A 13,768-nucleotide genomic window follows, 5' to 3' on the forward strand; every position below is an offset into this window, starting at 1 on the left:
GCGTGCGCGGCGGGCCTGCCGGCGGGCCGCTTACGCCTCTTCGGACCACGACATGTTGTCGCGCGCGAGCAGCGCCGACGACGCGGCCGGCCCGAACGTGCCGGCCGTATAGAGGCGCGGGCGGTCGCCGAGCTGCTTCCAGCCGTCGAGGATGGGCTCGACCCACGACCACGCGGCTTCGAGCTCGTCGCGGCGCATGAAGTGCGTGAGGCGGCCGCGGATCACGTCGATCAGCAGCCGCTCGTATGCTTCCGCGCGCCGTTCCGGAATCGCCTGTTGCAGGTCGAGGTTCAGGCTCACGGGCACCATCTTCATCCCGCTGCCCGGTTCCTTCGCGAGCATCTGCAGCTGGATCGATTCCTCCGGCTGCAGCTGGATCACGAGGCGGTTGCTGTAATGGCGCGGGCCGCTCGGGATGATCGAGAACGGCATGTCCGCGAATTCGATCACGATCTCCGACTGGCGGCGCTGCAGCCGCTTGCCGGTGCGCAGGAAGAACGGCACGTTCGCCCAGCGCCAGTTGTTGACGTACGCGCGCAGCGCCACGAACGTCTCGGCGTGGCTGTCGGCCGGCACGTTGTCTTCCTCGAGATAGCCCTTGACCGGCTGGCCGTCGACGGCGCCGGCCGTGTACTGGCCGCGCACCGTGTCGCGCGCGACGTCCGACAGCGCCATCGGCCGCAGTGAGCGCAGCACCTTGAGCTTCTCGTCGCGCACCGCGTCCGGGTCGAGCGACACGGGCGGCTCCATCGCGACGATGCACAGCAGCTGCAGCAGGTGGTTCTGCACCATGTCGCGCAGCGCGCCGGTGTGGTCGTAGAAGCCCGCGCGGCTGCCCACGCCGACCGTTTCCGCGACCGTGATCTGCACGCTGCGGATGCTCGGCGCCTGCCACAGCGGCCCGAAGATCGGATTGCCGAAGCGCAGCACCATCAGGTTCTGCACCGTCTCCTTGCCGAGGTAATGGTCGATCCGGTAGATCTGCGATTCCGCGAAATGCTTGCCGACCGCATCGTTGATCGCCTGCGCCGATGCGAGGTCGTGGCCGAGCGGCTTTTCGAGGACGACGCGCGAGCGCGCATCGACCAGATGCGCGGCCGACAGGTTGTCGCAGATCGTCGTGAACAGCTCCGGCGACGTCGACAGGTAGAACACGCGGATCGCGTCGCTACGCGCCGCTTCGCCGAGCCGCGCGTAGTCCTGCGGCGCGTTCACGTCGATCAGCACGTACTTGAAGAGGTCCAGGAAACGCGCCCAGGCATCGGCGTCGAACGCCTTCGCGTCGATGAACGGGCGCGACTGCTCGTCCATGAACTGGCGGTAGCCGTCGATGCCCCAGTCGCGGCGGCCGACCGCGATGATGCGCGTGTCCGGCGGCAGGTTGCAGTGCAGATGCGCCATGTAGAGCGCGGGCAGCAGTTTGCGGGCGGCCAGGTCGCCGCCGCCGCCGAAGATGATCATGTCGACGGGCTGCTCGGCTTCGGTCTGGTTGGGCTTGTTCGTCATGGAGGATTCGCGGTCTGAAACGGGTGAGCGTTGGAACGGACATCGAAGCACCGGCGCCGGTGGGTTGGCACGCCGATACGTGGAAACGCTAATAGTGCACGTTTTTGCTGCGGGATGTCTGCAGTGGGCGCGCTTGTAACAGCGCTTGCGTTTCATTCGTCGTCTTGATTATGATTGAGCGCTCACTCATTAAAGGATCCGAACGTGGCCCGTCCCCGCAGTCCCGACAAACAGGAGGCCATCCTTGCCGCCGCGGCGCGCGCGCTCTCGGAGGACGGCGCGAGTGCGACGACGGCGCGCATCGCCCGGCTCGCCGGCGTCGCGGAAGGCACGGTGTTCACCTATTTCGACAGCAAGGATGCATTGCTGAACGCGCTGTATCTCGACCTGAAGGCCGGCATGCGCGACGCGATGATGACCGGCTTTCCGGAGCAGGCATCGGCCGAGCAGGCGATGCGCCATGCCTGGAACGGCTATGTGTCGTGGGGCGTCGCGAACCCGGACGGGCGGCGCGCGCTGCAGCAGTTGATCGTGAGCGGGCGTATCGACGACGCTCATCGTGCGGCAGGCGCCGAAGGCTTCGGCGCGGTGCATGCGCTGTTGCACGAGCACGCCGCCGCGTCGGGTGACTTGCAGGCCGAGCATGCGCATGCGTTTCGCGCGTCGTTGTTTACGGCCATCGCCGAGACGGCGATGGAGTCGATCGCGCGCGAGCCGGCCGCGGCCGATGCGTACCGGGAGGCCGGGTTTCGCGCGCTCTGGGCGGTATTGCACGCGGTGTGAGCGGTCGCGCGGCGCGCCGGATCGGCGTGCGCAACGTGCGGGTGAAGCAATACGGCGCGGCCGGTTCGGTTCGGACCGGACGCCGCCGCAGGGACGAACACGGGCTCAAGCAGCGTGACACAGGATGCAAGCGCCCGATGTAGCGTCGATATTAATGAGTGAGTAATCATTCATTGTGAGCGGTTCAACGTTGGACGGGAGTCGAATATGTCGAAGGTCTGGATTGTGACGGGGGCCGCGCGCGGCCTGGGGCGCTCGATCGCGGGCGCGGTGCTGGCGGCGGGCGATCGATTGGTGGCCGGGGCGCGCGATCCCGCGCGGCTTGCCGATTTGGCGGAACGTTACGGCGACCGCTTGCGAACGGTCGAGCTCGACGTGACGGACGAAGCCGCGGCCGCGCATGCGGCCGCTGTCGCGCGCGACGCGTTCGGTCGTATCGACGTGCTGGTGAACAACGCGGGCTACGGCCATACGGCGCCGTTCGAGCAGATGAGCGCCGAGCGGTTCCGCGACCAGATCGACACGAACCTGTTCGGCGTGATCAACCTCACGCGCGCGGTGCTGCCGACGATGCGCGCGCAGCGCTCGGGCCACATTTTCCAGGTGTCGTCGGTGGGCGGGCGGACGGCCACGCCGGGCCTCTCGGCGTATCAGGCCGCCAAGTGGGCGGTCGGCGGGTTCAGCGATGTGCTCGCGAAGGAAGTTGCGCCGTTCGGCGTGCGCGTGTGCACGCTGGAGCCGGGCGGGATGCGAACCGAGTGGGCCGCGCAGGCGAAGCGCGAAGTCGACGCGCTGCTGCCCGACTATCAGCCGTCGGTCGGGAAAATGCTGGACATGCTGGGCTCGTATGGCGGCCGCGAAGTCGGCGACCCGGCCCGGATCGCGGCGCTGATCGTCGAGTTGTCGCGCCGCGACGACGTGCCGTTGCGCCTGCTGCTCGGCGCCGACGCGCTGTTCGTCTGCGAGCAGGCCGAAACGCAGCGCGCACAGGAGGCGGCGCGGTGGCGCGATACGACGTTGTCGACGATGTTCCCCGACGCGAAGCTGCCAGAGGGGCTGCACACGTTGAAGCAGGTCGGGTAGGCGGGCAAGCGCGGGTTTCGGCCGCGCGTTCTGCGGCTGCGCCGCTGCCGGCCGGCGCATGCGGCGAACGGCGCGGCAGCACGAGGCAGGCTGCGCCCGCGACGGCCCGCGCCGTCAACGCCCGAGCGCGTAGAACTGCGCGTTCGGGCGCATGTTGGTCACGTTCGCGAGGCGGTTCGACATGCCGAAGAACGCGGCGATCGCCGCGATGTCCCACGCGTCGTCGTCGCTGAAGCCGTGCGACTTCAGCGTGTCGAAGTCCGCTTCGCCCACTTCATGCGCGGCCTGCGAAACCTTCATCGCGAAGTCGAGCATCGCCTTCTGCCGCGCGGTGATGTCGGCCTTGCGGTAGTTCGTCGCGACCTGATCGGCGATCAGCGGATCCTTCGCGCGGATGCGCAGGATCGCGCCGTGCGCGATCACGCAATACTGGCACTGGTTCGCGCTGCTGGTCGCGACGACGATCATCTCCCGTTCGGCCTTGCTGAGATTGCCGGGCTTGTCCATCAGTGCGTCGTGGTACGCGAAGAACGCGCGAAATTCGTCCGGGCGATGCGCGAGCGTGACGAACACGTTCGGGATGAAGCCCGACTTCTCCTGAACGGCGGCGATGCGTGCGCGAATGTCGTCGGGCAGATCGTCGAGCGCGGGCACGGGGAAGCGGCTGATGGGCGCGTGGTCGGCAGCGGTCATGGGGTCTCCTTGATAGTGGCGCGGTCGGGCGCGCTGCGCGTGCCGCCGGCCGGAACGTGAACGATAAACCGTTCGGCCGCGGCGTCAACGGCGTGCACGTGTCGGCCGTCGAGAGTCGTGTTTACCCTGATTAATAAACTTTATCGGGGTGAAAAATTCCGCATCTTATTGAACCGATATCGGCTCGTTATAGTGGCTCGCTTTCCCGCATGCCGCTCGCCGCGTGCGGGCTGACACGCAGACGCTCAGCAGGAGCCCGCTTGATGACCACCGATGTCCGCTTCACCGAAATCGACGACCTGATGCCCGCAGCCGCCGCGCTGCGCGAGATCCGCCATCACATCCACCATCATCCCGAGCTTGCTTACGAGGAGCACGAGACGGCCGCGCTGGTCGCGCACAAGCTCGAGCAGTGGGGCTGGCAAGTGACGCGCGGCGTCGGCGGGACGGGTGTGGTCGGCACGCTGCGCGTCGGCGACGGCGCGCGCAGCATCGGCATCCGCGCGGACATGGACGCGCTGCCGATCGTCGAGGCCACCGGCCTGCCGTATGCGAGCGGCACGCACGGCAAGATGCACGCATGCGGCCATGACGGCCACACGACGATGCTGCTCGGCGCCGCGCAGCAGCTCGCGAAGACGCGCAACTTCCGCGGCACGGTGCATCTGTATTTCCAGCCGGCGGAGGAGCACGGCGTCGACAGCGGCGCGAAGAAGATGATCGACGACGGCCTGTTCGAGCGCTTTCCGTGCGATGCGGTGTTCGGCATGCACAACCATCCGGGCGCGGCGCCCGGCGTGTTCCTCACGCGGCGCGGCCCGTTCATGTCGGCCGGCGACAAGGCGATCATCAAGATCGAGGGCGTCGGCGGCCATGCGGCGCGCCCGCATCTGACGGTCGACCCGGTGGTGGTCGCGGCGAGCATCGTGATGGCGCTGCAGACGATCGTCGCGCGCAACGTCGATCCGTCGCAGCCGGCGGTCGTCACGGTCGGCTCGATGCACGCGGGCACCGCCAACAACGTGATTCCGAGCGGCGCGCGGCTCGAGCTCAGCGTGCGTTCGTTTAGCCCCGACGTGCGCGCGCTGCTCAAGCGCCGCATCGTCGAGCTGGCCGAGACGCAGGCGGCGAGCTACGGCGCGACGGCCGACGTCGAGTACATCGAAGGCTATCCGGTCGTCGTCAATACGGACGCCGAAACGGACTTCGCGGCGCAGGTCGCGCGCGAGCTGGTCGGCGACGCGCACGTCGTCGAGCAGGCCGACCTGCTGATGGGCAGCGAGGACTTCGCGTTCATGCTGCAGCAGCGGCCGGGCTCGTTCGTGCGGCTCGGCAACGGCGAAGGCGAAGACGGCTGCATGGTGCACAACCCGAAGTACGACTTCAACGATCGCAACCTGCCGATCGGCGCGGCCTTCTGGACGCGCCTCGTCGAGCGTTACCTCGCGCAGTGATCCCGGCCGCGGTGGCCGCGCGGCGCTTTCGGCCGCATTGTCAGGAGATTGAACGATGCAGAAAGATCCTCTCGCGCTGCACGCCGGAGCGGCCGGCGCCGCCGCGGTCCACACGCACGATGCACCGGCCGTCACGCAGCGCGGCGCGATCGCGGCGGCGGTGATCGGCAACTGGCTCGAATTCTTCGACTTCACCGTGTACGGCTTCTTCGCGGTGCTGATCGGCAGGCTGTTCTTCCCGTCGAGCGATCCGACCACGTCGCTGCTGCTGTCGGTCGCGACGTTTGCCGCCGGCTTCTTCACGCGGCCGCTGGGCAGCGTCGTGCTCGGCGTCTATGCGGACCGCAAGGGCCGCAAGGCCGCACTGAACCTGACGATCATGCTGATGGCGCTCGGCACCGGCCTGATCGCGATCGCGCCCACCTACGCGCAGGCCGGCGTCGCCGCGCCGCTGCTGATCGTCGTCGCGCGGCTGATGCAGGGCTTCTCGCAGGGCGGCGAGTTCGGCGCGGCGACGTCGACGCTGATCGAGCACGGCGGCACGTCGCGCCGCGCGTTTCGCGCCAGCTGGCAGCTCGCGACGCAAGGCGGCGCGGCGCTGATGGGCTCGGGCTTCGCGGCGCTGCTGTCGAACACGCTGACGAAGGACGCGCTCGAAGGCTGGGGCTGGCGTCTGCCGTTCTTCGCCGGCTTGCTGATCGCGCCGGTGGGGATGTACCTGCGCCGCCGCCTCGCCGACGACGCGCCGGGCGACCACCACCACGCGATCGAGCGCGGCGTGCTGCGCGAGCTGTTCTCGAAGCACGCGCGCACGGTGCTGCTGCTGATGCTGACGGTGATGGGCGGCACGGTGTCGACCTACATCCTGACCTTCTACATGCCGACCTATGCGATCCATACGCTCGGCGTGCCGATGAAGCTGTCGATGTTCGTCGGCGTCGCGTCGGGCTGCGTGATGCTCGTCACGTGCCCGCTGTTCGGTTGGCTGTCGGACCGCCTCGGCAGCCGGCGCATGCCGATCTTCGTCGGGCGCGGCGTGCTGGTGCTGCAGCTGTTCCCCGCGTTCTGGCTGATGAACCACCATCCGACGCTGTCGGTGATCCTGCCGCTGACCGCGCTGATGCTGCTGTTCTATTCGCTGGGCTCGGCATCGGAAATGGCGCTGATGTGCGAATCGCTGCCGCGCCATGTGCGTGCGACCGGCATTTCGATCGCGTATGCGATGGCGGTGACGATTTTCGGCGGCACCGCGCAACTGGTCGCGACCTGGCTCGTGAAGACGACCGGCAGCAAGCTCGCGCCGGCCGGCTATGTGGCCGCTTGTGTGGTGCTGTCGCTGATCGCGGTCGCGATGCTGCGCGAAACCGCGCGCGAGTCGATGGACTGAGGCGGCGCGCGGCCGCTCGGGCCGCGCGATGTCGCGCCATGTCGTGCGATGGTCTTCGGTTCGGACGGCATCGCGCGTGAGGTGCGCGCATTGCGTCTAACCGCGCCTCGCGACGAGTTCCGACACCGTCTGCGCCGCCTGCTGCAGCGGCCCCAGAAACTCCTTCACCATCTGCTTCGCGGTATGCCGCTGCGCGTTGCCGCTGATGTTCATCGCGGCGATCACCTGCCCGCGGCGGTTGCGGATCGGCGCGGAAATCGACATCAGCCCGACCTCGAGCTCCTGGTCGACCACGGCCCAGCCCTGCTGGCGCACCTGCGCGATCGCGGCCTTCAGCTCGCCGAGGTCGGTGAGCGTGCGCGGCGTGTGCGCGCGAATGTTGCTCTGCGCGAGCGTGTCGTCGAGCGTCGCATCGTCGAGCGCGGACAACAGCACGCGGCCCATCGACGTGCAGTACGCGGGCAGGCGGCTGCCGATCGACAGGTTGATGGTCATGATCTTGTGGGTCGGCACGCGCAGCACGTAGACGATCTCGGTGCGATCGAGCACCGCTGCCGAGCAGCTCTCGTGGATCTGTGCGGACAACTGCTCCATCACCGGATCGGCGAGATTCCAGAACGGCATCGACGTCAGGTACGCGAAGCCTAGCTCGAGGATCTTCGGCGTGAGCCGGAACAGCCGGCCGTCGGCCTCGACGTAACCGAGCGTCTGCAGCGTCAGCAGGATGCGGCGCGCGCCCGCGCGCGTGAGCCCGGCGGCCGCCGCGACCTCGGTGAGCGTCTGCTCGGGGCGCTGCGCATCGAAGGCGCGGATCACCGCGAGGCCGCGCGCAAACGACTGCACATAGGAGTCGCCGGGTTTCGTCTGGATGTCTTCGGTGGTCATGAACGGTCGGATTGTCGTGCAGCCGAGAAGATAGCGCATGGGGCCCGGCACGCCAACCGCACCGCGGCGCGCGCGCTTGACAGCGCATCCCCGCACTCCCTATGATGCGGAAATCGTTCGATACACGATCTTATGTTCGTATAAAGAACATTTAAGCGCATCCCGGCGGGCAAGGCAAGGGGCGCGTTGCAGTTATTTCCCAGCGTTGCATGAGACCGGAGACACCGATGACCGAAGCTTTTTTGTGTGATGCGATCCGTACCCCGATCGGCCGTTACGGCGGCGCGCTGTCGGGCGTGCGTGCCGACGACCTCGGCGCGGTGCCGCTGAAGGCGCTCGTCGAGCGCAACCGCGACGTCGACTGGACGGCGCTCGACGACGTGATCTACGGCTGCGCGAACCAGGCCGGCGAGGACAACCGCAACGTCGCGCGCATGTCGGCGCTGCTGGCCGGCCTGCCCGACGGCGTGCCCGGTTCGACGATCAACCGGCTGTGCGGATCGGGCATGGACGCGGTCGGCGTGGCCGCGCGCGCGATCAAGTCGGGCGAGGCCGCGCTGATGGTGGCGGGCGGCGTCGAAAGCATGACGCGCGCGCCGTTCGTGATGGGCAAGGCCGCCAGCGCGTTCGCGCGCCAGGCCGACATCTACGACACGACGATCGGCTGGCGCTTCGTCAATCCGCTGATGAAGCAGCTGCACGGTGTCGATTCGATGCCGGAGACGGCCGAGAACGTCGCGGTCGATTACAACGTCAGCCGCGCCGACCAGGATCTGTTCGCGCTGCGCAGCCAGCAGAAGGCCGCGCGTGCGCAGCAGGACGGCACGCTCGCCGCGGAAATCGTCCCGGTGACGATTCCGCAGAAGAAGGGCGATCCGGTCGTGTTTTCGCGCGACGAGCATCCGCGCGAAACGTCGCTCGACGTGCTCGCCAAGCTGAAGGGCGTCGTGCGTCCCGACGGCTCGGTGACGGCCGGCAACGCGTCGGGCGTCAACGACGGCGCGGCCGCGCTGTTGCTCGCCAACGAAGCGAGCGCGAAGCGCTTCGGGCTGACGCCGCGCGCCCGCGTGCTCGGCATCGCGACGGCCGGCGTGGCGCCGCGCGTGATGGGCATCGGCCCGGCGCCCGCCACGCAGAAGCTGCTCGCGCGGCTCGGGATGACGATCGGCCAGTTCGACGTGATCGAGCTGAACGAGGCGTTCGCGTCGCAGGGGCTCGCGGTGCTGCGCATGCTCGGCGTCGCCGACGACGATCCGCGCGTGAATCCGAACGGCGGCGCGATCGCGCTCGGCCATCCGCTCGGCGCATCGGGCGCGCGCCTCGTGACGACCGCGATGTACCAGCTGCATCGCACCAACGGCCGCTTCGCGCTGTGCACGATGTGCATCGGCGTCGGCCAGGGCATCGCGATCGCGATCGAGCGCGTCTAAGCGCGCAATGCGGCGCGGCGCGGCCCGCCGCGCGCGTAGCCTTTCCTCGACGATGTGGCCGGCACGACGCGCGCGTGCCGGCCACATCGTCATTCGGCCGGCGAATGCTGCGCGATGCGCGCGGCGAGCGCGTCGATCTCGGTGTCCGCGAATACCTCGATGCCATGCTCGCGCAGCAAGGCCGCCGTCACGCCGGCGCCCGGATGCCGACGCCCCGCAAAATTCCCGTCATGAATGAAGCGGCTGCCGCACGACGGACTGCCGTCCGCGAGCAGCGCGAAGCGGCAATCGTGCGCGCGGGCCAGCGCGAGCGCGGCTTGTGCGCCGCAGACGAACTGCGCGGTCAGATCGGTCCCGTGCACGTCGACGATCCGTGCGGCGCCGGCGAGCACGCGCTGGCCCGATGCGCCGCTGGCGATCTCGGCGGGCGGCCGCGGCACGCCCAGCCCGCCGGCGAGCTCCGGGCAGACGAGCACCAGCCGCCCGTCGCGCTGCCAGCGCGCGAGCGCGTCATGCGCGCTGCGCTTCGCCGTCCCGTCGTAGCGGACGGGATGCCCGAGCAGGCACATGCTGACGAGGATCTTCGGCGTGGCCGCTTGTTGCTCCGTGTGCTGCACGGTCGTTCTCCAGGTTCGCGTCGAGCGCTGCGCGCACGTCCGCATCGTTTTGCGGTTTGCAACGGTCGATGGGATCGCTGCATTGACGGCGCTGCGTGCACACCGTTTAGGCATCGCCTCGGCGCCGGTTATTTCCAGATTGTTTGATTGAAATCATATTTAGCGTCGAATTCGATATTTTGTGTCGATCAGGCCTAAGGTTTTGCCGCTAGTTGCCGTCAGCAGGGGACGATACCGTCGTAAAGCGATCAACCGTTTTCCGGCTACTGAGCGCGATTCCGCGCCCGCGCGGGCCCCCAACCCGGACCCGCTCTTCGGAGCCCTCCATGCGCAACAACCAGCCCGTCACCCAACAAGAATTCGATTTCCCCGACGACGTCACGCTGATGTCGACGACCGATGCCGACAGCATCATCACATATGCGAACACAACGTTTGCGTATGTGAGCGGTTTCTCCACCGACGAACTCGTCGGCCAGCCGCACAACATCGTGCGCCACCCCGATATGCCGAAGGAAGCGTTCGCCGACATGTGGGCGACGCTGAAGAACGGCGAGCCGTGGACCGCGCTCGTCAAGAATCGCCGCAACAACGGCGACCACTATTGGGTGCGCGCGAACGCGGTGCCGGTGATGCGCAACGGCGCGCCGCACGGCTACATGTCGGTGCGCACGAAGGCGCCGCGCGACGAGATCGCGGGCACCGAGGCGCTGTATCGCGCATTCCGCGAAGGCAAGGCCGGCAGCCGCCGTTTCCATAAGGGGCTGATCGTGCGCACCGGGCTGATGCGCATCGTCTCGCTGCCGCAAACGATGTCGGTGCGCGCGCGCGTTCACTCGGCGTTGGCCGTGCTGGCGCCGGTCGTGATCGGCACGGGCTGGGCGTGCGGGCTCGGTGGCGGCGCGCTGGCGGCGCTTGCGGCCGTGACGGCCGGCGCGTCGGTGGCCGCCGGGCTGTGGCTCGATGCGCAGATCGTGCAGCCGCTGAAGCGGCTGCACGATCAGGCGCTGAACGTCGCGACCGGCGCAAGCCGCCGCGGCGTGGCGATGAACCGCGTCGACGAGATCGGCATGACGCTGCGCACGATCAACCAGTTGGGGCTGATGTTCCGCTGGCTGGTCGACGACGTCAGCGAGCAGGTCCACAACGTACAGCGCGCGAGCAACGAGATCGCGCAAGGCAACAACGACTTGAGCGCACGCACCGAGCAGGCCGCGTCGAGCGTGCAGGAGACCGCCGCGTCGATGGCCGAGATGACGGCCACCGTGTCGAGCAACGCGGAGACGGCGCTGCAGGCGAACCAGCTGTCGGTGTCGGCGAGCGAGGCGGCCGAGCGCGGCGGGCAAGCGGTCAGCGAAGTCGTCATGACGATGAACGACATTACCGCGAGTTCGCGCAAGATCGCCGACATCATCGGCGTGATCGACGGGATCGCGTTCCAGACCAACATCCTCGCGCTGAACGCGGCCGTCGAAGCGGCGCGCGCCGGCGAGCAGGGGCGCGGCTTCGCGGTGGTGGCGGGCGAGGTGCGGGCGCTCGCACAGCGCAGCGCGAACGCGGCGAAGGAAATCAAGACGCTGATCGGCGCGAGCGTCGAGCGCGTCGAGTCGGGCTCGCGCATCGTAGACGGCGCGGGCAAGACGATGGAAGACATCGTCGCGCAGGTCAAACGCGTGTCGGATCTGATCGCGGAGATCAGCTCGTCGACGGCCGAGCAGAGCACGGGCGTCGCGCAGGTCGATCAGGCGGTCGTGCATCTGGACAACATCACGCAGCAGAACGCGGCGCTGGTGGAGCAGAGCGCGGCGGCGTCGGAGAGCCTGAAGCAGCAGGCGACGCGGCTGGTCGACGCGGTGAACGTGTTCCGCTGATCGCGCAGGCGCGCTTGCCGGTGCATGTGCATCGTATGGCCGCCGGCCCGCTGCGGCCGCGGTCATGCGATTCGATCCAGTGCGAAAAATGAGAGAGATTCGCATTCTGGAGATCGAATCGATTCGTCGATTCGCGTGACCGGCGATTATCGAATAATCGGATGATTGGGCTCCGAACGATTTGCCTGACGAATTTTTCGATTTACGTATGAATCAAGGATTCGGCAAAGGCGCGTGAAGCGGAATTAATGCGAATTTACCCTTGGTCGGCATAAGGTTTTCGCCAGATTTGCCGAAAGCGCAGGAGTCTGATTGACCGAATGCGGCGCGAGCGCGCTGCATCCGGCCTCGATCCTATTCACGAGCGGACGCAAGATCCGCCACCAGGAACCTCATACCATGCGCAATAACCAGCCTGTCACGCAACGCGAATTCGAGTTTCCCGATGACGCGACGCTGATGTCGACCACCGACGCCAACAGCTACATCCAGTACGCGAACGCGGCGTTCATTCAGGTCAGCGGATTTTCTCCGGAAGAAATCGAAGGTCAGCCGCACAACGTCGTGCGCCATCCGGACATGCCGAAGGAGGCATTCGCCGACATGTGGGCGACGCTGAAGAACGGCGAGCCGTGGACGGCGCTCGTGAAGAACCGCCGCAAGAACGGCGATCACTACTGGGTGCGTTCGAATACGGTGCCGGTGATGCGCAACGGCCAGCCGACCGGCTACATGTCGGTGCGCACGAAGGCGTCGCGCGACGAGATCGCGGCTGCCGATGCGCTGTACCGCGCGTTCCGCGAAGGCAACGCCGGCAGTCGCCGCTTCCATAAGGGCCTGGTCGTGCGCACCGGGCTGATGCGCGTCGCGTCGCTGTTCCAGACGATGTCGGTGCGCGCGCGGCTGCATGCGACGCTCGGCGTGCTGGCGCCCGTCGTGGTCGGCGCCGGCTGGGCGTGCGGCCTCGGCGGCGGCGCGCTGGCCGGGTTTGCGGCGGTGACGGCCGGCGCGTCGCTGATCGCCGGGCTGTGGCTCGACGCGCAGATCGCGCGTCCACTGATCCAGTTGCGCGACCAGGCGCTGCGGGTGGCGACCGGCGAGAGCCGTAGCGGCGTGGCGATGAACCGCGTCGACGAGATCGGCATGACGCTGCGCACGATCAACCAGCTCGGGCTGATGTTCCGCTGGCTGGTGGACGACGTCAGCGAGCAGGTGCACAACGTGCAGCGCGCGAGCAACGAGATCGCGCAGGGCAACAACGACTTGAGCGCGCGCACCGAACAGGCGTCGACCAGCGTCCAGCAGACGGCCGCGTCGATGGCCGAGATGACGGCCACCGTGTCGAGCAACGCGGAGACGGCGCTGCAGGCCAACCAGCTGTCGGTGTCGGCGAGCGAGGCGGCCATGCGCGGCGGGCAGGCGGTCAACGAAGTGGTCGCGACGATGAACGACATCACCGCGAGTTCGCACAAGATCGCCGACATCATCGGCGTGATCGACGGGATCGCGTTCCAGACCAACATCCTCGCGCTGAACGCGGCCGTCGAAGCGGCGCGTGCCGGCGATCAGGGCCGCGGCTTCGCGGTCGTCGCGGGCGAGGTGCGCGCGCTTGCGCAGCGCAGCGCGAACGCGGCGAAGGAGATCAAGGCGCTGATCGGCGCGAGCGTCGAGCGGGTGGAGTCGGGCTCGCGCATCGTCGACGGCGCGGGCAAGACGATGGAGGACATCGTCGCGCAGGTCAAACGCGTGTCGGACCTGATCGCGGAGATCAGCTCGTCGACGGCCGAGCAAAGCACGGGCGTCGCGCAGGTCGATCAGGCGGTCGTGCATCTGGACAACATCACGCAGCAGAACGCGGCGCTGGTGGAGCAGAGCGCGGCGGCGTCGGAGAGCCTGAAGCAGCAGGCGACGCGGCTGGTGGATGCGGTGAACGTGTTTCGTTGAGCGCGCAGGCGCGCACGAGGAGGTGACGCGGGCACGGCGGAGAGGGGACGCCGGCCCGCGTCGTGACCGCCCGGTTCCGGCCGGGCGGTCAGGGCCTGCCGCTTGCGCGACAGGC

General features: G+C 68.0%; 11 protein-coding genes. 7 read left to right on the top strand and 4 right to left on the bottom strand.

Translation table 11 applies throughout. The annotated features are described in order from the left end of the window. Positions 1–30 precede the first annotated feature (30 nt). Positions 31–1,506: a glucose-6-phosphate dehydrogenase gene (gene zwf / locus AK36_RS00995; RefSeq protein ID WP_011880949.1), complete on the bottom strand. Its 1,476-nt coding sequence runs from the start codon at positions 1,504–1,506 to the stop codon at positions 31–33. A gap of 204 nt (positions 1,507–1,710) precedes the next feature. Between zwf and AK36_RS01000 the strand changes: the two genes are divergently transcribed. Both AK36_RS01000 and AK36_RS01005 read left to right on the top strand, forming a co-directional pair. Continuing rightward, positions 1,711–2,289 (top strand): TetR/AcrR family transcriptional regulator, encoded by a 579-nt coding sequence (locus tag AK36_RS01000; protein ID WP_045577656.1) that lies wholly within the window; start codon positions 1,711–1,713, stop codon positions 2,287–2,289. A 207-nt stretch (positions 2,290–2,496) separates the two neighbouring features. Then, complete coding sequence (locus AK36_RS01005) at positions 2,497–3,372, top strand: SDR family NAD(P)-dependent oxidoreductase (RefSeq protein WP_034193363.1); 876 nt, start codon at positions 2,497–2,499, stop codon at positions 3,370–3,372. A gap of 114 nt (positions 3,373–3,486) precedes the next feature. On the opposite strand, the gene AK36_RS01010 is transcribed toward AK36_RS01005, so the two are convergent. Further along, entirely contained in the window at positions 3,487–4,065 is a 579-nt protein-coding gene (locus tag AK36_RS01010) for a peroxidase-related enzyme (protein ID WP_045577657.1), read from the bottom strand. A 263-nt stretch (positions 4,066–4,328) separates the two neighbouring features. Here AK36_RS01010 and AK36_RS01015 point away from each other — a divergent pair, with 263 nt between their 5' ends. Together AK36_RS01015 and AK36_RS01020 are read left to right on the top strand one after the other, a co-directional pair. After that, complete coding sequence (locus tag AK36_RS01015; protein WP_014724102.1) at positions 4,329–5,519, top strand: M20 aminoacylase family protein; 1,191 nt, start codon at positions 4,329–4,331, stop codon at positions 5,517–5,519. A gap of 55 nt (positions 5,520–5,574) precedes the next feature. Beyond that, complete coding sequence (locus AK36_RS01020) at positions 5,575–6,906, top strand: MFS transporter (RefSeq protein ID WP_045577658.1); 1,332 nt, start codon at positions 5,575–5,577, stop codon at positions 6,904–6,906. 96 nt (positions 6,907–7,002) lie between these two features. On the opposite strand, the gene AK36_RS01025 is transcribed toward AK36_RS01020, so the two are convergent. Then, positions 7,003–7,791: an IclR family transcriptional regulator gene (locus AK36_RS01025; protein ID WP_014724100.1), complete on the bottom strand. Its 789-nt coding sequence runs from the start codon at positions 7,789–7,791 to the stop codon at positions 7,003–7,005. 227 nt (positions 7,792–8,018) lie between these two features. Between AK36_RS01025 and pcaF the strand changes: the two genes are divergently transcribed. Further along, positions 8,019–9,221 carry a 3-oxoadipyl-CoA thiolase gene (pcaF, locus tag AK36_RS01030; protein WP_014724098.1) on the top strand — a complete coding sequence of 401 codons (1,203 nt, stop codon included), beginning with the start codon at positions 8,019–8,021 and terminating at the stop codon, positions 9,219–9,221. 89 nt (positions 9,222–9,310) lie between these two features. Here pcaF and AK36_RS01035 read toward each other — a convergent pair whose 3' ends face one another. Next, positions 9,311–9,790, bottom strand: a complete 480-nt coding sequence (locus AK36_RS01035; protein WP_045578380.1) for a 2-thiouracil desulfurase family protein — start codon at positions 9,788–9,790, stop codon at positions 9,311–9,313. 374 nt (positions 9,791–10,164) lie between these two features. Between AK36_RS01035 and AK36_RS01040 the strand changes: the two genes are divergently transcribed. Beyond that, positions 10,165–11,709, top strand: coding sequence for a methyl-accepting chemotaxis protein (locus AK36_RS01040; RefSeq protein ID WP_045577659.1), 1,545 nt, complete (start codon positions 10,165–10,167; stop codon positions 11,707–11,709). A 399-nt stretch (positions 11,710–12,108) separates the two neighbouring features. Then, on the top strand, positions 12,109–13,653 hold the full coding sequence (locus AK36_RS01045; RefSeq protein WP_045578381.1) for a methyl-accepting chemotaxis protein: 1,545 nt from the start codon (positions 12,109–12,111) through the stop codon (positions 13,651–13,653). The last annotated feature ends 115 nt before the right edge of the window (positions 13,654–13,768 follow it).

This window comes from Burkholderia vietnamiensis LMG 10929 (genome assembly GCF_000959445.1).
Lineage (GTDB): Bacteria > Pseudomonadota > Gammaproteobacteria > Burkholderiales > Burkholderiaceae > Burkholderia > Burkholderia vietnamiensis.

Bases quoted from the DNA above. Each gene is read 5' to 3' on its own strand.
- zwf (WP_011880949.1), bottom strand. From the start codon at position 1,506: ATGACGAACAAGCCCAACCAGACCGAAGCCGAGCAGCCCGTCGACATG.
- AK36_RS01005 (WP_034193363.1), top strand. From the start codon at position 2,497: ATGTCGAAGGTCTGGATTGTGACGGGGGCCGCGCGCGGCCTGGGGCGC.
- AK36_RS01010 (WP_045577657.1), bottom strand. From the start codon at position 4,065: ATGACCGCTGCCGACCACGCGCCCATCAGCCGCTTCCCCGTGCCCGCG.
- AK36_RS01015 (WP_014724102.1), top strand. From the start codon at position 4,329: ATGACCACCGATGTCCGCTTCACCGAAATCGACGACCTGATGCCCGCA.
- AK36_RS01020 (WP_045577658.1), top strand. From the start codon at position 5,575: ATGCAGAAAGATCCTCTCGCGCTGCACGCCGGAGCGGCCGGCGCCGCC.
- AK36_RS01025 (WP_014724100.1), bottom strand. From the start codon at position 7,791: ATGACCACCGAAGACATCCAGACGAAACCCGGCGACTCCTATGTGCAG.
- pcaF (WP_014724098.1), top strand. From the start codon at position 8,019: ATGACCGAAGCTTTTTTGTGTGATGCGATCCGTACCCCGATCGGCCGT.
- AK36_RS01035 (WP_045578380.1), bottom strand. From the start codon at position 9,790: ATGTGCCTGCTCGGGCATCCCGTCCGCTACGACGGGACGGCGAAGCGC.
- AK36_RS01040 (WP_045577659.1), top strand. From the start codon at position 10,165: ATGCGCAACAACCAGCCCGTCACCCAACAAGAATTCGATTTCCCCGAC.
- AK36_RS01045 (WP_045578381.1), top strand. From the start codon at position 12,109: ATGCGCAATAACCAGCCTGTCACGCAACGCGAATTCGAGTTTCCCGAT.